This window comes from Acinetobacter sp. 797_lipA (assembly GCF_058243025.1).
This window is the reverse complement of record NZ_JBZAYQ010000001.1, coordinates 2,836,257-2,855,437: the sequence shown is the minus strand read 5'-3', so window position 1 is coordinate 2,855,437 and position 19,181 is coordinate 2,836,257. Positions and strand designations below refer to the sequence as shown.

The following is a 19,181-nucleotide window of genomic DNA, read 5'->3' as shown; positions in this document are numbered from 1 at the left end:
GCGACCTTCAGGTCGCTCTTTTCATATTAGGCTACAGTTTCTTCTGGGGCTGCACGCCAAAGGCTTTCTAGGTCGTAGAAACGACGTGCTGTTGGCAACATCACGTGCACAACAACAAAGCCAAGATCAATCAAGATCCATTCTGCATCACGTTCGCCTTCGACACCGAGAGGGCGAAAACCTGCTTTACGTGCTTCTTCAGCAACGTTATCAGCAAGTGCTTTGATGTGACGCGTTGATGTACCGCTTGCAATCACAATTGCATCAGCGACGTTGCTGATTAGGCTGACATCAATCGCTAAAATATCTTTTGCTTTTACATCTTCAAGGGCTTCATGTACAACTTTTAAGCAAGCTTGTACGTCGGCAGCTTGGGTATTCATTGCGAAATCGTGAGAATTAGAAGCGCTGGGCGATGGTTCTAAATTCATAAAGGGAATTTTTCCGGACAATAACTCATCTTATAATATAGCGTTTTTAGGCGAAAATTTCAAATCCGCAATGGTTCAACTTTGAGGATGTGCAGCAAAGTATTTTGCCTTCCATGCAAAGGACTGAGTTGAAACAGTTTTTGGTCGATATTCAGCCGCAATAAAACCGTCATAACTGCTGTGTTGTAGCCATTCAAAAATATTTGCATACATAATTTGTGCAGTATCTGGCTCATGCCGCCCCGGACAGTCTGCAAATTGGATGTGACCAATAGCTTGAATATTTTCTTGTAGTCCTTGCAACACATCTTCACCCATCATGGCCATGTGATAGCAGTCGTATTGCATTTTAAGTGCAGGGTGTTGTACTGCTTCTAGCATTTCCTGTGCTTGGGCAATATTTTGCACTAAGAAGCGCGGCATATCGGTGCCGTTGATCATTTCAAATACAGGCTGAATGTCATGTTCACTGAACATATGGCAGGCCAGTTTCAGGTTCTTGGATAAGGTATTTAAACAGGGCAGTAGGTCGGCATCTAGGGGTTGTTTGCCAGCAAGGATATTCACACTTGGCACTTTGAGTGCGCTGGCATATTGCACTGCTAACTGAAGAGCGTGATGAAACTCTAGCTCTTTGCCTGGGACTCCTGCGAGTCCATTGCCACCGGTCATTAAGTCGCCCGCAGGAACGTTAATGAGGCAGAGGCTTAAGTTATGAAGCGTAAGCTGAGTTTGAATTTGTTCAATGCTGAGTTCATAGGGAAATTGGATTTCCACATGTTTAAAGCCTGCGGTTTGAGCCAAAGCAAAACGCTCAAGCAGCGGTACTTCGGTAAAAATCATGGATAAATTTACAGCAAGTTTGGTCATGATTTTCTCCTAATTTTATTTGGCTTGTTGTTCTACTTGTAATATGACTGAGGCAAGATCAGCTTCAGCATAGCCTTGTTGTTGGTGTGCTTGCAATTGCTGAAGTGCTCGCGCTGCAACAGGAATGTCGAGTTGGTGCTGCGCAGCAAGCTGCACAGCATTGTTCAAGTCTTTGGACAGGGTTTGAACTTTCCACTGTACGGGCTCAAACAGGTGAGTCGCCATACGTGGACTTAAAATTTGAAAGGGTTTCGAATCGGCAAAACCGCCTGCAAGCGCAGGTGCAAGTAAGCGAGTGTCCACGCCAGCTTTGGCTGCTAAAGCAACTGCTTCTGCAATCAGCGTGCTATTGGCTGCCACAATCAGTTGATTACAAATTTTGGTGGCTTGTCCTGTTCCAGTATTGCCCATACAGGTGACACGTTGTGACAAGATATTATAAATCAAAGACAAGTCTTGAATCGTCTGTGCATCGCCTCCTGCAAAGATCACCAGTGTGCCTTGCTCTGCTCCGACAATCCCCCCTGAAACAGGCGAGTCGATCCATTGCACCTGTTTTTGTTCGGCACGTGCTGCAAGGCTCAGGGTTTGCTCCACCGAAAGACTGGAAAAGTCGATAATCACTTGCTTCGCCGTCAAAAACGGTTCGATTTGTTCATAAACGCTGAGTGCGGCTTTGTCGTCGGCTAAACAGGTCAGAACTACAGGGTAGTCGGCAATGTTTTGTAGCGCTAAGTCTGTCGCCCCCAAATCAATGAGTGCATCGCAGGCACTGCGGGTACGGTTCCATACAGCGACTTCGAAACCCGCTTGAAGTAAGCGGGTGGCCATACGGCTGCCCATGAGTCCCATGCCGAGAAATGCAATTTTAGTGTGTCGATCGAAACTCATGGGACCCTCTTTGATTGTCAGTGCTTAAATACTGTTATTTGTATTGGCGTGGTAGATACTGCACGTCGGGTTGTTTATCTTTTTTACGTGCGATTTGGCTATTTTTACCTAACAGTAATTTGAGCTGCCAAATTTTTTCCAAACGTAAGGATTTTTTAGGCTCATGCTGCATGGCATCTAGCACATATTTTGAGGCCATGAGCGCATCTGGTGAGCGTTGTAACATTTCTTCTGCAATGGCTTGAGCTTTAGCAAGCGGTGATTCATCAAGATGTGTGACTAAGCCAATTTCTTTGGCATAAGTTGCATCGAAAATACGCGCCGTAAGCGTTAATTCTTTGGCAAGATCTAGTCCGATTAGACCTTTCAAAGAGCGCGTCAGTCCCATATCCGGGACCAGTCCCCAACGGCTTTCCATAATCGACATTTGGGTTGCAGGGTGTGCGACACGAATATCCGCCGCTAAAGCCAGTTGCATACCAGCGCCAAAGCAAAATCCTTCAATCGCGGCAATCACAGGAACAGGCAGTTCTTGCCAAATCAGGAAGGCTTTTTGAAAGAGGCTTTGTCCCGGTTTGATCAGTTCCCACGCGGCATAGGCGCGATTCTTCGGATTGTTCAAATCGGCAAGATCAATGCCTGCACTAAAGACTTGCGCTTCACCAGTAAGGATGACACAGCGAATGCTACGGTCTTTTTTAATTTTTTCAGCAGTTTTAACCAATTCGCGCAACAGGTCGAAACTCATCGCATTGCGTTTGTCTGGACGGTTAAGTGAAACAGTGGCAATGCCGTTTTTGTTTTCAATGCGAAGTAAAGCCATGATGAGAACTCTTATTTTTTGCTCGCACGGAGCATAGCATAGCTCCCCTGCGGATAAATGACACCAAGAGTCACGTCGAAACTTACCTTTGGTGTCATGCTCTTTTGAATGTTTTATGGACTATGTTTGATTAGAATTTGCTGTGCCGCATGTTGTACTTGTTCAATCACAACTTTGAGTTCATTGAAGCGCTTTATGGTTTCTTGAACAAATTGTTTATCTGCTTTACGACGTTCTTTACGTAAGGTTGAAACAAACTGTTCAAATGTTCCTGTTGCTTCTTGTAAGTTGGGTACACCGACATAGCGTGTTGCACCATACAGACGGTGTAGCACATGTTCTAATTGTGGGAAATCTTCCATTTCAATCAACTGCTTCATTTCATGTAGCTCAGTATCAAAACTATCCATTAACATACGCAGTAAGTCGACTGCTAAGTCTTCTTTATTGGCGGCTAACTGTAAGCTTTGCTGCCAGTCGAGTACCTTCGGATCGAGTGCTTCAATCACGATGGCTTTTTCAACAGGTGAGCCTTTGTTGAAACGGTCAGTGGTCCAATGGGTCAGGATTTGAATGAGCTGATCAATTTGAATCGGTTTGGTGACATAGTCATCCATGCCGACTTGCAGTAGTTTTTGTTTTTCGTCCGCCAATGCATGTGCGGTGAGGGCAATAATGGGCAAACGCTTATGATTTTCAATGGTTGACTCTAGCGCCCGAATGGCACGTGTGGTGTCGACACCCGACATGACAGGCATTTGAATATCCATAAATATCAAATCAAAAGCTTTGCTGTCGTGTTCAGCGCGCTCTTGTAAAATCTCTAAGGCTTGTTGACCGCTTAAAGCTTTTGTTGTCGTGACATTCAACTCGCCTAGCAGGGCTTCAAGGACAATCAGGTTAGGGAGATGGTCATCTACCGCTAAAATATGTAAGCCTTGACCATTGAATGACTCCATTTCGTCTTCTTCAAATAGCGGTTGATTGCTGAGTAATTGAATCAAAGCACTCCGACTGAGCGGTTGGTATAATGGTCGTGCGCGATACTCATTCAGCGTAGTCAAATCGAGTGACATCTGGTAACCATAAACCGCAAGGTTACCGCTATAACGTTGACGAATTTCTTTTAATAAAGCTTCGGTATCCCCACTATGGTCAACAATCAACCATGTGTTTTCCACATCTTGAGGCAGTCTGTTGAGGTGACTGAACAAGTCTAAAATTGAACTCGATTCGATGTGCTCCACAGCATAGTCTTCAAGATAATGACGCAGAATATTGGCCGTTGCAGGATGTGCCAAATACGAAACCACTTGCATGTCGCTAAACTGAGGATGCTCAACGTACTCATCTTCTTCATTAACCATAAACATGGCCGTAAACCAGAAGGTGGAACCTTTTTCGGTTGGCGCGCGTTCTTGGTTGTCCTCAAATCCAATTTGCCCCTGCATCAAATGCACCAGCTGTTTGGAAATCGCTAAGCCCAGACCTGTACCGCCAAATTGACGCGTGACCGAAGCATCGCCTTGCGAGAAAGACTCAAACAGTTTTTTACGGTCGGTTCCACTGAGTCCGATACCGCTGTCTTGTACACTAAAGTGCAATAGGCACTGTCCAATATCATCTTGTTCCATTCTTGCGCGGACGATGATCTCACCATCAGGAGTAAACTTAATGGCATTGGAAATCAGGTTGGTTAAAATTTGTTTGAAGCGTAGGGCATCTCCAACCACATGCTTTGGCACATTGTCGGCATAGTAAAAGGCCATATCGATATGCTTTTGTGCAGCAAGAGGAGACAGCATATCCATAACATCAAAAATTGCTTCTTCTAAATCAAAAGTTGCAGTATCGAGTTCTAGTTTACCTGCATCAATTTTTGAAAAATCTAAAACATCATTAATCAGTGCCAGTAAGTGTGCAGATGATTTTCGGATGGTTTGTAAATACAGGTTTTGATCATTGTTGAGGTTGTCTTGACGCAGTAACAGGTGAATAAAACCATCAATACTGTTCAGTGGCGTGCGCAGTTCATGGCTGATATTGGCCAAGAATACAGACTTGGACTGACTTGCTGAAATGGCTTGGTCACGCGCTTGACGATAGGTAATGTTTTGCACTTCTAAAGTGTCAAGGGTTCGACGTAAATCGTCTTCCGTTTGCTCAGTGTGTTCTTTCAATTCTAAAAAACTAAAATGCAGGCGTTTCACCACATTGGCAATATCGCGCTGTAGTAAGCGTAATTCACCGGTGCTGTTAATCAGCATGTGTTGATCGAGGGTGTCGGCATTTAAACGTTGCAGCTGCATGCGAATTTCATACATCGGCGCAATCCAGCGACGCGAGTAGAAATTTAAACAGAGTAAAAGTAGTAATAGTGTCAACAGACCTGTCGCAATCAACACAATCAACACGCGATAACGGGCAATTTGTAAGGGCTGGTTATCTAACTCAACCACCAACTGCGCAGGCGTGCCTGTAAATTGGTTGATGGGCAAACCATATACTGTATTACCTTTAAAATTCATTGGGCCAAAAAAATCAGTATTTTTTTTCAGCGCAGGCCACGGCGCTTGGTCTTGGTAGCCAATGCTGAGTTTGTTATTGCCTTTGTCATCAATAATTGCGGCACGAATCAGATGTTTTTCATCTAACATTTTTTGCATCAAATAACGTGCATTTTCATACTGCCAAGGGGAGGCATTCACCAAATTGATTGCTGCTTCTGCATCCAGTTGGTAGCGCGTTAAAATCGCTATCGCCATTTGTCGCTGCTGGGCTTTGGCGGCATTTGAAGTTTCGGTAATGACCAGTAATGCACCTACACAGGCCAAAATCATAATCGGCACAAAAATAAGTGCAATGAGCTGTCCATAAGCATGGTTTAAGTGCAGACGATTAAATAACTTTTTATTGATATTTGACATGGTGCAAGTGATTTATTCCCTATGCTTTGAAGTGTAGCACGCTTTATAAAAAATCGATGGTGCTTTAGTCACTTTCACGAAAAAGCACGCTAAATGGGTGCAGGGACTGGCATTTTTCCATACAATAGGCGCACCTCGATCAAGGTAAAAAGAATGAGTACTACATCCACTGATTTTAAAGCAGACGAATTTTTGTTAGATCACTATGTGGGAAAAACTCCACTGGTGCGTTTACAGCGTCTGGCAAGTCACACTCAAGCAACAGTATTGGCAAAGTTAGAAGGCAACAACCCCGCAGGTTCTGTCAAGGACCGTCCCGCGTATAACATGATTATGCAAGCGGAAAAGCGAGGGCAAATCCAGCCGGGCGATACCTTGATTGAAGCGACCAGTGGAAATACTGGCATTGCATTGGCGATGGTTGCTGCGATGCGTGGCTATCAGATGAAACTGATTATGCCCAACAACATGAGCCAAGAGCGTAAAGATGCCATGCGTGCTTATGGCGCGGAACTGATTGAAGTGACCAAAGAACAGGGCATGGAAGGTGCACGTGATTTGGCTTTGCAAATGCAAGAAGAAGGCAAAGGGTACGTACTCAATCAGTTTGGTAATCCTGATAATGTTGAAGCACACTATTTAACGACTGGGCCTGAACTTTGGCAGCAAACAGGTGGCAAAATCACTCACTTTGTGAGTTCAATGGGTACTACAGGTACCATTATGGGGGTCTCTAAATATCTCAAAGAGATGAACCCCAACATTCAAATTATTGGCCTACAGCCATCGGATGGTTCAAGTATCGCTGGGATTCGCCGTTGGCCGGAAGAATATTTACCAACGATTTTTGACCGCAGTCGAATTGATCAGATTATTGATATTCCGCAAATTGAAGCGGAAAAAACTATGCGTAAATTGGCGCAAAAAGAAGGGATTAGCGCAGGAACTTCTTCAGGTGGTGCGGTGTGGGCATCAATTAAAATTGCTGAAGAAAACCCTGGTGCCATCATTGCGTGCATTATTTGTGACCGTGGTGACCGTTATTTATCGACGGGTCTTTTCTCTGTGGTTGATCCTGAATAAAACAATAAAAGAGAGTCCTGCTATGCGTTTACCTGTTCTCACCTTTGATATTGAAACAATGACTGATTTGAGATCGGGGGCGCATTTATATGGTTTAGATTTGCCTGAGGCTGATTTGGAGGCGGCACTGACCAAATTGCGTCGCCAAGAATCAGGTATGGATTTTCAGCGTTTGGCTTTGCATGAAATTGTGTGTATTTCAGGCTTGTGGTTGGATGACCAAGGCCAGATGAAACTTTTTTCTTTTAGCCGTGAGCAATATTCGGAAGCAGAAATCCTCAGTAAGTTTTTATCAATATTTAATAAGCGCTTACCAACTTTAGTGAGCTGGAATGGTGCTCAGTTTGACTTACCTGTAATTATGCTTCGCGCCATGTATCATGGTTTAACTGCACCTGCTTTGTTCGATCAGGGCGAAATTGACACACAAAAGCGCTATAATAACTATCAGAACCGTTATCATCAGCGACACATCGACCTGATGGATGTGATGGCAATGTTTAATGGGCGTCATTTCCAAAAGCTAGATGATGTTGCCCATTTATTGGGGTATCCCGGTAAACGAGGCGATGGGGCTTATCATGTACCTGAATATGTTCAGGCGCAGGAATGGCTCAAACTCACCAGTTATTGTGAAGGTGATGTGCTAAATACATGGTTGGTGTATTTGCGGTGGCTCTTGCTCAAAGGGCAATTGCTCGCTCAAGACCACCGTCACTTTATCGATCAAACCATCCAGTTTTTACAGGCTCAACCGCAGCATCAAGACTTTTTGTCGGTGTGGCGCGAGACCTCACAGCAGACGGCTTTTACCGCTGCCGATTTTTCTCCTTCCCATCTTTAGGTACACATGAAACATAGAGCCAAACCTCGTCCAACTCAACAGCCCAGTTATATTTTTCAGGTTGAGTCACTTTCGCATGAAGGACGCGGCATAGCGCACTATGGTTCGCATCCAGACCACCCCGCAGACAAGCAGGGGAAAAAAGTCTTTATTAGCTATGCGTTGCCGGGTGAAACGGTCAAAGCGCAGATTACCCATGCGGTAAAGCGCTTAGAGGAAGCAGATGCTATTCAACTCCTTAGTGAAGCCTCTACTTTTCGTGTTGAGCCGAAGTGCGCGCATTTTAAAAGCTGTGGTGGCTGTAATATGCAGCACATTCATCCCGATGAACAAATTCGTTTAAAGCAAGAAGTGCTTAAATCGCATTTGCAGCATTTTGCGGGGATTCAACCTGAAGAATGGTTGCCACCTTTGCGCTCTTTACGTGAAGACTACCGCCGTAAAGCGCGCATTGGGGTGCGTTATTTGCCGCACAAAGATCAATTGGTCGTGGGTTTTCGAGAGCGTCAAACCAATAAACTGACTTCAATTGATCGCTGTTTGGTATTAGATCAAGAGTTTGGTTCAATCACACGCTTGAAGCAGTTACTCCAAAGTCTAACAGCCAAAGCAGTCATTGGTCATATAGAATTGGCCATGGGGGATTGTGACATCGCCCTCACGGTGCGACATACTGAAAAATTAAACACAGAGGATGTCAACCGATTAAAACAATTTACGTTAGACAGAGGGTGGCAATTGTATTTACAAGCTGCAGGCCCAGACAGTCTAAAGCGTATGGATGATGAACATGCAGAGATGCGTTTACATTATCGTTTAAATGATTTTGATGTGGAATTTGGATTTAACCCACATGACTTTACTCAAGTAAACTCAACCATTAACCCGCAAATGGTGAAATTGGCATGTGACTTGCTAGATTTAAAACAAGGAGAACGTGTTCTCGATTTGTTCTGTGGTCTAGGAAATTTCTCTTTGCCTTTGGCTCGATGCGTGGGAGCAACAGGACAAGTGGTTGGTGTTGAAGGCAGTGAAGAAATGGTTCAACGTGGTGCAGAAAATGCGGAACGTAATGCGCTTCGCCAGTTGAAGTTCTTTTCACAAGATTTAACAAAAGATTTCTCGCATCATTCTTGGGCAAATCAAGGATTTGATGCATTATTGATAGATCCTCCACGTGCAGGCGCAGAGGAAATAATGCATTATATGCCTAACTTTGGTGCAAAAAGAATCGTTTACGTGTCGTGTAATCCAGCGACACTCGCAAGGGATGCGGGGCTGTTGGTACAACAGGGTTATCGATTAGTCAAAGCCGGTGTGATGGACATGTTTACCCACACAGGTCACGTTGAGTCGATAGCATTGTTTGAAAAAGATAATGAGATAAACGATTAAAGAATATGAAGCGTAAAAGTGTAGGAGAAGGGTATGGTCACAGTACGTGAGCAACTACCTGGGCGACTCAATGAGTTGTCTCAGGAGGCGACTGTAGAGCATGCCGAACAAGCTCAACATGATTTGGCTGAATGGTTAGATCGTGTTCGAAGCATATTAGATGATGCGAAGCTTGAGCAACTCGAAGAAGTTGCCAATTTGACTTTACAAAAAGAGTTAGAAACCACGGTTAATCATCGTTCCAATACCTTTTATACCGGTATTGAAATGGCGGATATTCTGGCCCATCTACATGTCGATGAAGACACCTTGGCTGCTGCGATGCTCTATCGTGGTGTACGCGAAGGCGTGATTCCATTGGCGGAAGTGCAAGAGCATTTTGGCGAACAAGTGCATGCACTGGTCAAAGGCACTTTGGCCATGGGTAAGTTGTCCGACCTCATTGAGCAGAATAAACGCCTCGAAGATCACTTTAATAACAATCAGCGCGAGCACTTAAACGGCATTTATAAAATGTTGATTTCAGTGACGGAAGACGTGCGCGTTGTACTGATCAAATTGGCTGAGCGAACTTATGCACTGCGTGAATTGGCGACTTCATCTAAAGAACGTCAAGAGCGTGTAGCACGAGAAATCTTAACCATTTACTCACCTCTGGCACACCGTTTAGGGATTGCGCAGTTAAAGTGGGAACTGGAAGATTTAGCCTTTCGCTATTTAGCACCCGATCGCTATAAAGAAATTGCGACGCTGCTGAATGAAAAGCGACTGGAGCGTGAGCAATATATTCAGTTTGTGATTGATACATTGCGTGCATCTTTGAATGAGCATGGCATTGAAGCTGAAATTAGCGGCAGGGTAAAACACATTTATTCGATTTATCGAAAAATGAAAAGTAAGAACCTGAGCTTCGATCAGCTCTATGACATTCGTGCCGTTCGGGTCTTGGTTAAAACGGTTCCTGAGTGCTATCACTCGTTGGGGATCGTGCACCAAATTTGGCGGCATATACCGCATCAGTTTGATGACTATATTACCAATCCGAAAGCCAATGGTTACCGCTCACTGCATACGGCTGTGATTGCGGAAAATAAGTCACTGGAAGTTCAGATTCGTACCAAGAGCATGCATGAAGAAGCAGAGCTTGGGGTGTGTTCGCACTTTAACTATAAAGAGGGCGGTAAGAATACCGATCGCTCTTTTAACCATCGTTTACATTCATTGCGTGCAGTACTTGAACACTATCAAGAGCGCAATGATGCGAATGTACATAAGTCGGATGAAGATTCTGAAAATTTTGAGCAAATTCAAGATTTTGAAGACTTTGAAAAGATTTATGTCTTTAGCCGTGATGGCGATATTAAAGAGCTCCCACGTGGTTCGACCGTACTCGACTTTGCTTATCATGTGCATACTCAAGTCGGTAATAAGTGTTATGCCGCGCGAGTGAATCAGCGTTATGTTCCGCTGACTTATACCTTGAAAACGGGTGAGCAAGTTGAGATTTTAACCAAGAAAGACCGTGAGCCAAACCGTGATTGGTTGGTGAACTCTTTAGGTTATATCAAGACAGCACGTGCGCGTGACAAGCTGCGTCATTGGTTTAGACAACAAGACCGCAGCAAAAACTTGGAAGTGGGTCGTGACCTGCTCAACAAAGAACTTTCACGTTTAGCAATTCACCCAAAAAGTATTGATTTGAATGATTACTGCAATCATTTCAATGTTAAAGCGGGTGAAGACATTCTGATTGCACTGGTCAATGGTGACATTAGTCTGCATGCCTTGATCAATCAGGTGAACCGTCATATGCATTTGGATCAGGACGAACCTGAACTGGTGCTGAAGCCAACTTTGAATCCACGTGCTAGTCATACCTTGTCAGCGCATGGCATTCTGATTGATGGTTTAGATAACGTTGAGCTGCATGTGGCGCAGTGTTGTCAGCCTGTGCATGGTGAGTCAATTGCGGGTTATATCACCTTGAACCGTGGGGTGAGCATCCATAAAGTGGCATGTCCTGACTACTTACGCATGATTCAAAATGAACCTGAACGTGCAGTAGAAGCCGATTGGGAAATGCAGCCAACGCGTGGTCAGAGTGTACAGATTGTGGTGGAAGCTTATGATCGCCGTGGTTTGCTCAAAGATTTGACTCAAGTGATTTTCTCCGATCAAATCAATATTCGTCAGGTCAATACCATCTCTGAAGCAGACGGTATTGCCAATATGAAATTGTTGATTGAAGTTAAAGGTTTATCACAATTATCAAAACTGTTGGCACGATTGGAGCAACAACCGGGCATCATTAGTGCGCGTCGTTTAGTGCAAGGTAACTAAACAAACTGAAATAGAAAGAGCCTGCAATTGCAGGCTTTTTTTATTTAGAAAGGTACAAATTAGTCAGGCGGTTGAGAAATTGGGGGCTGATTTTACTCAGTTGAAATAAAAGCTTGGCTTTGGCGCCCACGGCTTGATGCGTTGCAGTGAGTGCCGTATCTTTTGCAACAGCACGTTGAAAAACGTGGTGCGCTACATCTTCTGCAGTTAAGTGTACCCCCATGTTTTGAATACTCTTCGCTTGCATATCCTGCACCATGGCAGTTTGTACAAATAGCGGCATGACATCTAATACGCGAATGCCATATTTTTGCCATTCGGTATCTAAGCCTTCGGTGATGCCGCGTACTGCAAACTTACTGGCAGAGTACGAGACCAAATCAGCTTGACCATAGATGGCTGAAGCTGAAGAGAGGTTGATGATGCGGGCAAAATTCGCTTGTTTGAGGTAGGGCAATGCAGCGTGGCAACCATTCAGTACACCATTGACATTGATCGACATGGTTTTGTGATGTGCGCTGATCTCTGTTTGTTCAAAAGGTCCAGAGAATAGGATGCCTGCATTATTGACCAAGATATTGAGCTCGCCCGCCCATGCGACAAACTCCGCTAAAGCTGTTTGCCATTCTTGATAGCTGGAAACATCGAGCTGTCCTGCTTTGGCATTTGGGCCGAGGCTGGCAGCCAGCTGTTGGGCTTGAGCGCTATTGATGTCATAAATCCCGACTTTATAGTGATGTGCATAAAATAAGCGGGCGATGGCTGCACCAATACCTTGGGCCGCACCGCTAATCAAAATACTGCGCATTGAAACTGCTCCTTGTTGCTCTTTTTCTTGATGTTATTGTTGTGATTGGATTTAGCATAACAAATGAATGCCGTCATAATGTCATTTTTATCAATATGATTTTTGAAGAGAGATAAACATGGAACAATTGCTGAACGTGATACGTGAATTACGTGAAAAATGTCCATGGGATCAACAACAAACCCCAGAAAGTTTAACCCGCTATGCCATTGAAGAGGCTTATGAAGTTGAAGCTGCTGTGCGTTCAGGTAACGCTGATGAGGTGCGTGATGAGTTGGGTGATTTACTGCTACAGGTGGTTTTCCAGTCACAGATGTATGCCGAGCAAGGGGCTTTTAATTTTCAAGATGTGGTTCATGCCATCACAGAAAAACTGATCCGTCGTCATCCCCATGTCTTTCAAGCACAGCAGTTTTTAGCTTTGTCTGCCGAAGATGTGGGCGAGCTTTGGAAGCAAATTAAACAGCAGGAAAAACAAGGTAAGGTACAGTCACGATTAGACAGCATCAAACATGGTCCAGCCTTACAACAAGCGGAACAGATTCAAAAAAATGCAGCACAAATCGGTTTTGACTTTCCTGATGTAGCAGGCGCTTATACCAAGCTTGAAGAAGAATTAGCTGAATTGAAACATGCGGTTCAACAGCAAAATTCCGATGAAATAGCAGATGAATTTGGCGATTGTTTATTTTCAATGATCAATGTTGGGCGTAAACTGGGCGTCTCAAGCGAAATGTCGCTTTTGAGTACGATTCATAAATTTCGTACTCGTTTTGCTTTCATTGAAGATCAGGCTTTGCAACAACAAAAAAAGATTGAGCAGATGTCTTTAGAAGAAATGGATCAACTGTGGGAGCAAGCCAAATTACAACTGAAATAATAAAAATGGTGGCTTGACTTGATAAAAATAAAAGTAAGTTTGTTGATCATCGCGTTGCTATTACTGAGTTTATTGGCTTGGGTGCCGACCAGTTATGCACAGTCTTTTGATCAGAACTACCAGAACTGGAAAGCAGAGCAGCAGGCGTGGGATGATCGTATTCAAGCCCCCAAGAGCGTGAAACGTGCTGTGTCTCCTGTTCAGGCCCAACCTGTGTCGAGCGCAAATAAAATTAGTTTAAATCAAGCCAGTGTCGATCAGTTACAGCAGCTTCAGGGTGTGGGTCTAAAAAAGGCACAGGCAATCGTGGCCTATCGCCAGAAACAAGGGGCATTTAAATCTATTGATGAGCTACAACAGGTGCGCGGGATTGGACCGGCAATTTTTGCAAAAAATAAAACCCGTTTGGGCTTGTGAAAAAAGCGGTGTCATTTATTCGTGAATTGATCAGAATCCTGCTTTGCTTTCGATAATCAAATTGCCCTTTGATTGTGTTAGATATATGATTAGCGTCATCTTAGAATTTTACGTTTAGGCGTAGGAGACAGCGGCTTTTGCAAACTTTGCGCGCGTCAAAATGTGGTTTATCAACCGCTCAATTACCTTCTTACATTTTAGATGTGATCGATGCATTAACTAAGGCAGGCTATGAAGCGTATATCGTCGGTGGCGGTGTTCGCGACATGATGCTTGGCCTAAATCCCAAAGATTTTGATGCAGTGACCAATGCAACACCGTCACAGGTAAAAGAAGTTTTCGGACGACGTTGCCGTATTATCGGGCGCCGTTTTGAGCTGGCTCATGTCTATTCAGGTCGTGAGTTGGTTGAAGTGGCAACTTTCCGTGCACCGCCGAAGAAAGAAGTCACCTCTGCGCAAGGCATGATTTTGCGTGATAACAATTGGGGTACGATAGAGCAAGACTTTGCTCGCCGTGATTTTTCAATTAATGCAATGTACTATCAGCCACGTAAGGGCGTTGTCTTAGATTTCTGTCATGCTGTGGATGACATTAAAAATAAAACCTTACGTCTACTGGGCGATGCACAAACACGTTTTGAAGAAGATCCTGTGCGAATGCTGCGGACTTTACGTTTTGCTGCAAAATTAGGTTTCTCAATTGATCAGCAAATTCTTGACGTTTTTACCTTGGAAATGACGCAGTTACTGCGTGATGTTTCGCCGCACCGTTTATATGATGAATCTCAGAAGTTGTTCACGATGGGACATTTAAATCGTGTGTTGCCAATGTTGATCGATTTCGGCATTTGGAAGCAGTTATTTGCAGATATCCAACCGAATATCACCCCATTTATTGAACGTGCCGCTAAAAATACCGATCAGCGCATTCAAGTGGGCAAAACCATCAACCCTGCATTTTTCTATGCGGTGTTGTTATGGCAGCCGTTCTTAGAGCGTTGTGAGTTTTATAGCAGTAAAGGTATGGTTGCGGCTGAAGCTCGTGCACAAGCGGGACTTGATGTATTAAAACGCCAAGCCACGCGGACTATTATTCCGCGCTTTGCCGAAACCTTCATTCGTGAAGTGTGGGAAATGCAAACGCGTTTACTCAATCCGAAAGCACAGCAAATTCAAGCCTTATCTAGCCATGCACGTTTCCGTGCAGGCTTTGACTTCTTGTTGCTTCGTGAAAAATCCGGTGATGAGGGTACGCTCGGCATGGGACAGTGGTGGGATGCCTATCAGTTGATGAGCACCGATGAAAAAGAACGTGCCATTAGTCAATATAATCGCCAACGTGCAAAATCACGTCGCAGTGGTAAAGCAAGTGCTGAAGAAGCGGCGATTGCCAAAACGGTAAGTCATGAAATTGAGCCTTTGGTGCAAGAGCAAGAATCGCGTAGTCGTCGTGCACGTAAACCGAAGCAACACGCTGAAGCTCGTACCCAGACTGGTAAGGGAACAGGTCACAGCTCAACCGAGATTAGTGCAGATCATCCAATTTTAAAACGTAAACGTGTTCAGCGTGATTTAAGCAGCGTGATTTTTGGACCGACACAATGAGCATCGTCACGTACATTGGTCTAGGTAGTAACTTAGGCGATTCTAAAGTGATTTTGACTGAAGCGGTGCACAAGTTGGCCAGTCTAGGAGATGTAAAAACCTCCAAGCTGTATCAAAGCCCACCGATGGGACCACAAGACCAGCCTAATTATTTAAATGCCGTGGTGCAACTCAGCACAAACTTGGCGCCGTTGGCTTTGCTGGATGAGCTGCAACGTTTTGAGCAAGAATCGGGACGTGTACGTTTACGCCGTTGGGGTGAGCGCAGTTTAGATTTAGATTTACTGATCTACGCACAAGAAAAAATTCAGCATGAACGTTTAGTTGTGCCTCATGTTGGTGTAATGGAACGTGATTTTGTGTTGATTCCATTGCTGGATTTAGACCCAGATTTACACATTGATGGTATTGCGTTGAAACAGTTGCCTGCTGTACAACAACCTACGTTGAGCGTGCTGGATGCAGGCAATTGGGCAGAGATTTAATTTAGCCGAGCTAAAGATGTTGAAAGGAATGGTTTGATGATTAGTTTAAATGACTTAAGAAAATTTAAAGCAGAAGGTCGCAAATTTTCCTGCCTGACTTGCTATGATGCGAGCATGGCAAAGGCAATGGAACTTGCTGAAATTGATACGATTTTAATTGGTGATTCACTAGGTATGGCGATTCAAGGTCGTGACTCCACTTTGCCTGTTACGGTTGAAGATATGGCTTACCATACCGCAGCTGTACGCCGTGGTAACCAGCATGCCTTGATCATGACCGATTTACCGTTTATGAGCTATGCCACCTTAAATGATGCTTTGCAAAGCTCAAAAGTGGTGATGCAAGCGGGCGCACAAATGGTCAAAGTTGAAGGTGGTGCGTGGCTGGCTGAAACGGTTCAGGTTTTGACACGCAATGGTATTCCTGTATGTGTACACTTAGGTTTAACTCCACAGTCTGTACATGTGTTTGGTGGCTATAAATTACAAGCACGTACACGTGAAGCGGCAGACCAACTGATTGCGGACTGCCAAGCGGTGGTTGATGCGGGCGCTGCGGTGTTGTTATTAGAGTGTGTGCCTGCGCAGCTCGGTAAAGAAATTAGTGAGTTGTTCCCACATGTACCTGTCATTGGCATTGGCGCAGGTGTGGATACCGATGGTCAAGTCTTGGTAGTACAAGACATGCTTGGACTGACTTTTGGTCGTGTTGCAAAATTTGTGCGTAACTTTATGAAAGAACAAGCAGGGGAAACGGCGATTTTGGATGCGTTCAAGGCATACCATGCAGCGGTGCTTGATAGCTCATTCCCTGCAAAAGAACAAACATTCCAAGTCGAGCTGTAAAACATGAAAACTGAAACCACGATCCAAGGCCTATCAGCATCATTGAACCCTGCGCGAACGGCTCGAAAAAGTATTGGTTTCGTCCCGACCATGGGGAACTTGCATCAGGGACATTTGAACCTTGTGCGCGAAGCGAAAAAACTCTGTGATGTGGTTGTAGTTAGCATTTTTGTGAATCCGATTCAATTTGGACCCAATGAAGATTTTGACAGTTACCCACGCACCTTGGAGCAAGATCAGCGCTTGTTGGCCGAGGTTGGTTGTGACATCGTGTTTGCACCATCGGTTGAGCAAATGTATGGCAACAGTCCACGTTTGACCAATATTACTGTTTCAGATATCACCAATGATTTGTGTGGTCTACAACGCCCAGGTCATTTTGATGGTGTCGCCGTTGTGGTGACGAAACTGTTCAATATTGTGCAACCTAATTTTGCTTTCTTTGGTGAAAAAGACTATCAACAGTTGGCTGTGATTCGTCAGTTTGTTCGTGATTTGAATATGCCGCTTGAAGTGATGGGTGTGGCAATTGCACGTGCAGAAGATGGTTTGGCTTTAAGTTCCCGTAATGGTTATTTAAGCGAAGAAAACCGTCAAAAAGCACCGATCATTTATCAAAGTTTAAAAGCGGCAGAACAGTCGCTACAAACTGGTACCGCTTTAGTTGATGTGTTAGCAAATATAAAGGCGACATTGACACAGGCTGGTTTTGTTGTGGATTATGTGGAAGCACGCACACCTGCATTGCAGAAATTGGATGCGTTTGACCAAGATGTGGTGCTTTTTGTTGCGGCAAAACTCGGGGCAACTCGTTTAATTGATAACTTGAAAGTGAAACATATTTAGGCAAGCTCACCTCTCAAAGGATTAAGATGAAGCGCATTTTAATTGTTACAGGACAGTCTGGTTCAGGTAAATCCTCTGCATTACAAGTATTGGAAGATCTTGGTTATTACTGTATTGATAATTTGCCTTTGGCCTTACTCCCAGAGATTGTGGCTAAGCTGGATCGGGAAAACAACCTTGAGCAGTTGGCGCTTGGTGTGGATGTACGCAGTACACGTGCAGATTTGCAAGAGTTCGACTTGGTGTTTGAACAATTGCAAAGGCATGGTACGGTCGATATTATTTATTTGACCACACGTGATCAAGAGCTGATTGCGCGCTTTAGTGCTTCACGTCGTCCGCATCCGCTGGCGACACGCTTTCAAAGTTTGAACCAGTGTATTCAAGAAGAAAAAACCCTTTTATTGCCGATTAATTTGCGCTCAACTGTGCATATTGATACCACCGATAAAAGTGTGCACGATTTAAAGCATACCTTGCTGTCAAAGTTGGGGCAGTCGGATAACCTGATTTTGATTTTGCAGTCTTTCGGCTTTAAACATGGCATTCCGTTAGATGCTGACTATGTGTTTGATGTTCGACATTTACCCAATCCCCATTGGGATTTAGAACTGCGGAAGTATTCAGGACTGGATGCCCCTGTGCAAAAATTTTTGGAACAAAGTGAGCAAACGCACGAAATGTTCCAAGATATTTATAAGTTTTTAGATAAATGGTTACCAGCTTTTGCTGAAGGGCATCGTCACTATATGACCGTGTCAATTGGTTGTACGGGTGGGCAGCATCGCTCTGTATATATTGTGGATAGACTAAAAAAAGCCCTTGAGGCAAAATGGTCTATTCAGGTCCTCCACCGAGAAATGAAGCACTGGGCATGATTGATACAACTGTTGACGTAATTAATAAACTAGGGTTACATGCGCGTGCATCTGGCAAGTTCATTGAAGTGACCACCAAATTCCGTTCTTCAATCCAAATTGGAAAAGGAGACAAATTGGTGGATGCCAAAAATATTATGTCCCTCCTGATGCTAGGCGCAGGAAAGGGCACCACTTTACGCTTGGTGCTTGAAGGCGCAGATGAAGAACAAGCTTTATCTGAGATTCAGGCACTATTTGCAGCAAAATTTTACGAGGCAGATTAATCGTGGCACGTCGACCGCATAGTTTTACTGAAGAAGACTTTGAATCTTTAGAAGGACGTGCAAGTAAAACTGAACAGAAAAAAGCCGTACAACGTATGGCATCTTTGGGTTCTCAACTTGCAGAGTTGAACACTAAACAAATTCAAAACTTACCTGTTGAAGAGCGTTTGATTGAAGCTCTTTTGGATGTGAAACTGATTACATCAAATGAAGCTCGTCGTCGCCAATTTTTACGCATTGGTAAGTTGTTGCGTAATGAAGATGAAACGGTGATTTTGTCTTATTTGACACCGCAACAAGGCGCGAAAAAAACCGCTCAATTGCAGCGTTGGGTTGATCGTATGATCAAAGATGGTGATGTGGTCATTAATGAGTTTTCCAAAACTTATAATGCCGCGGAACGTCATACCATTCGTCAGCATGTATTGCGTATTCACCGTGATATGAAACAACAGACGGATGAAGAACAACTTAAAGCTTCGCGTTTGAAGTTGTTTAACTACATTCAGCAAGTGGCTTTAATTTCAGATAATTAAGTCATTTA

At 44.1% G+C, this 19,181-nt stretch carries 19 protein-coding genes; 13 read left to right on the top strand and 6 right to left on the bottom strand.

Annotated elements, in window-relative coordinates:
• Positions 1–26: 26 nt before the first annotated feature.
• The 5 genes from rsfS to AC4CU2_RS14200 form a co-directional block, all read right to left on the bottom strand.
• The gene (gene rsfS, locus AC4CU2_RS14220) at positions 27–431 is read right to left on the bottom strand and encodes a ribosome silencing factor (protein ID WP_004692321.1); all 405 of its coding nucleotides are present in this window, start codon (positions 429–431) and stop codon (positions 27–29) included.
• Between the two features lie 75 nt (positions 432–506).
• Entirely contained in the window at positions 507–1,301 is a 795-nt protein-coding gene (locus tag AC4CU2_RS14215; RefSeq protein ID WP_078388732.1) for a hydroxypyruvate isomerase family protein, read from the bottom strand.
• Between the two features lie 15 nt (positions 1,302–1,316).
• Positions 1,317–2,192, bottom strand: a complete 876-nt coding sequence (locus tag AC4CU2_RS14210) for an NAD(P)-dependent oxidoreductase (RefSeq protein WP_078388731.1) — start codon at positions 2,190–2,192, stop codon at positions 1,317–1,319.
• A gap of 34 nt (positions 2,193–2,226) precedes the next feature.
• On the bottom strand, positions 2,227–3,015 hold the full coding sequence (locus AC4CU2_RS14205) for a crotonase/enoyl-CoA hydratase family protein (protein ID WP_005400765.1): 789 nt from the start codon (positions 3,013–3,015) through the stop codon (positions 2,227–2,229).
• Positions 3,016–3,128: 113 nt separating this feature from the next.
• On the bottom strand, positions 3,129–5,942 hold the full coding sequence (locus AC4CU2_RS14200; protein WP_490768978.1) for a GacS-like sensor histidine kinase: 2,814 nt from the start codon (positions 5,940–5,942) through the stop codon (positions 3,129–3,131).
• 153 nt (positions 5,943–6,095) lie between these two features.
• Between AC4CU2_RS14200 and cysM the strand changes: the two genes are divergently transcribed.
• From cysM to AC4CU2_RS14180, 4 genes are read left to right on the top strand one after another with little or no spacing between them, the layout of a single operon-like run.
• Positions 6,096–7,025 (top strand): cysteine synthase CysM, encoded by a 930-nt coding sequence (gene cysM, locus AC4CU2_RS14195; RefSeq protein WP_178928315.1) that lies wholly within the window; start codon positions 6,096–6,098, stop codon positions 7,023–7,025.
• 22 nt (positions 7,026–7,047) lie between these two features.
• Positions 7,048–7,869 (top strand): 3'-5' exonuclease, encoded by an 822-nt coding sequence (locus tag AC4CU2_RS14190; protein WP_490768977.1) that lies wholly within the window; start codon positions 7,048–7,050, stop codon positions 7,867–7,869.
• Positions 7,870–7,875: 6 nt separating this feature from the next.
• Positions 7,876–9,264, top strand: coding sequence for a 23S rRNA (uracil(1939)-C(5))-methyltransferase RlmD (gene rlmD, locus AC4CU2_RS14185; RefSeq protein ID WP_490768976.1), 1,389 nt, complete (start codon positions 7,876–7,878; stop codon positions 9,262–9,264).
• A gap of 33 nt (positions 9,265–9,297) precedes the next feature.
• Complete coding sequence (locus AC4CU2_RS14180; protein ID WP_004979149.1) at positions 9,298–11,604, top strand: RelA/SpoT family protein; 2,307 nt, start codon at positions 9,298–9,300, stop codon at positions 11,602–11,604.
• Between the two features lie 40 nt (positions 11,605–11,644).
• Here the strand turns inward: AC4CU2_RS14180 and AC4CU2_RS14175 are convergent, their stop codons facing one another.
• Positions 11,645–12,412 (bottom strand): SDR family oxidoreductase, encoded by a 768-nt coding sequence (locus AC4CU2_RS14175; protein WP_490768975.1) that lies wholly within the window; start codon positions 12,410–12,412, stop codon positions 11,645–11,647.
• A 118-nt stretch (positions 12,413–12,530) separates the two neighbouring features.
• Between AC4CU2_RS14175 and mazG the strand changes: the two genes are divergently transcribed.
• The 9 genes from mazG to yjgA all read left to right on the top strand — a co-directional run bounded on the left by mazG (position 12,531) and on the right by yjgA (position 19,173).
• Complete coding sequence (gene mazG / locus AC4CU2_RS14170; RefSeq protein WP_490768974.1) at positions 12,531–13,292, top strand: nucleoside triphosphate pyrophosphohydrolase; 762 nt, start codon at positions 12,531–12,533, stop codon at positions 13,290–13,292.
• Between the two features lie 18 nt (positions 13,293–13,310).
• The gene (locus tag AC4CU2_RS14165) at positions 13,311–13,709 is read left to right on the top strand and encodes a ComEA family DNA-binding protein (RefSeq protein ID WP_078388726.1); all 399 of its coding nucleotides are present in this window, start codon (positions 13,311–13,313) and stop codon (positions 13,707–13,709) included.
• 137 nt (positions 13,710–13,846) lie between these two features.
• Positions 13,847–15,316: a polynucleotide adenylyltransferase PcnB gene (gene pcnB / locus AC4CU2_RS14160; protein ID WP_078388725.1), complete on the top strand. Its 1,470-nt coding sequence runs from the start codon at positions 13,847–13,849 to the stop codon at positions 15,314–15,316.
• Positions 15,313–15,801, top strand: a complete 489-nt coding sequence (folK, locus tag AC4CU2_RS14155) for a 2-amino-4-hydroxy-6-hydroxymethyldihydropteridine diphosphokinase (RefSeq protein WP_490768973.1) — start codon at positions 15,313–15,315, stop codon at positions 15,799–15,801. Before pcnB ends, folK begins: the two co-directional genes overlap by 4 nt.
• Before the next feature lie 36 nt (positions 15,802–15,837).
• Positions 15,838–16,647: a 3-methyl-2-oxobutanoate hydroxymethyltransferase gene (gene panB, locus AC4CU2_RS14150; RefSeq protein ID WP_004692301.1), complete on the top strand. Its 810-nt coding sequence runs from the start codon at positions 15,838–15,840 to the stop codon at positions 16,645–16,647.
• Between the two features lie 3 nt (positions 16,648–16,650).
• A complete protein-coding gene (gene panC, locus AC4CU2_RS14145; RefSeq protein ID WP_078388723.1) occupies positions 16,651–17,493 on the top strand; it encodes a pantoate--beta-alanine ligase in 843 nt (280 codons plus the stop codon).
• A gap of 26 nt (positions 17,494–17,519) precedes the next feature.
• Positions 17,520–18,371: an RNase adapter RapZ gene (gene rapZ / locus AC4CU2_RS14140; RefSeq protein ID WP_004692298.1), complete on the top strand. Its 852-nt coding sequence runs from the start codon at positions 17,520–17,522 to the stop codon at positions 18,369–18,371.
• Entirely contained in the window at positions 18,368–18,637 is a 270-nt protein-coding gene (locus AC4CU2_RS14135; protein ID WP_490768972.1) for an HPr family phosphocarrier protein, read from the top strand. The genes rapZ and AC4CU2_RS14135 overlap by 4 nt, the downstream gene beginning before the upstream one ends.
• Positions 18,638–18,639: 2 nt before the next feature.
• On the top strand, positions 18,640–19,173 hold the full coding sequence (gene yjgA / locus AC4CU2_RS14130; protein ID WP_078388722.1) for a ribosome biogenesis factor YjgA: 534 nt from the start codon (positions 18,640–18,642) through the stop codon (positions 19,171–19,173).
• Positions 19,174–19,181: the final 8 nt, after the last annotated feature.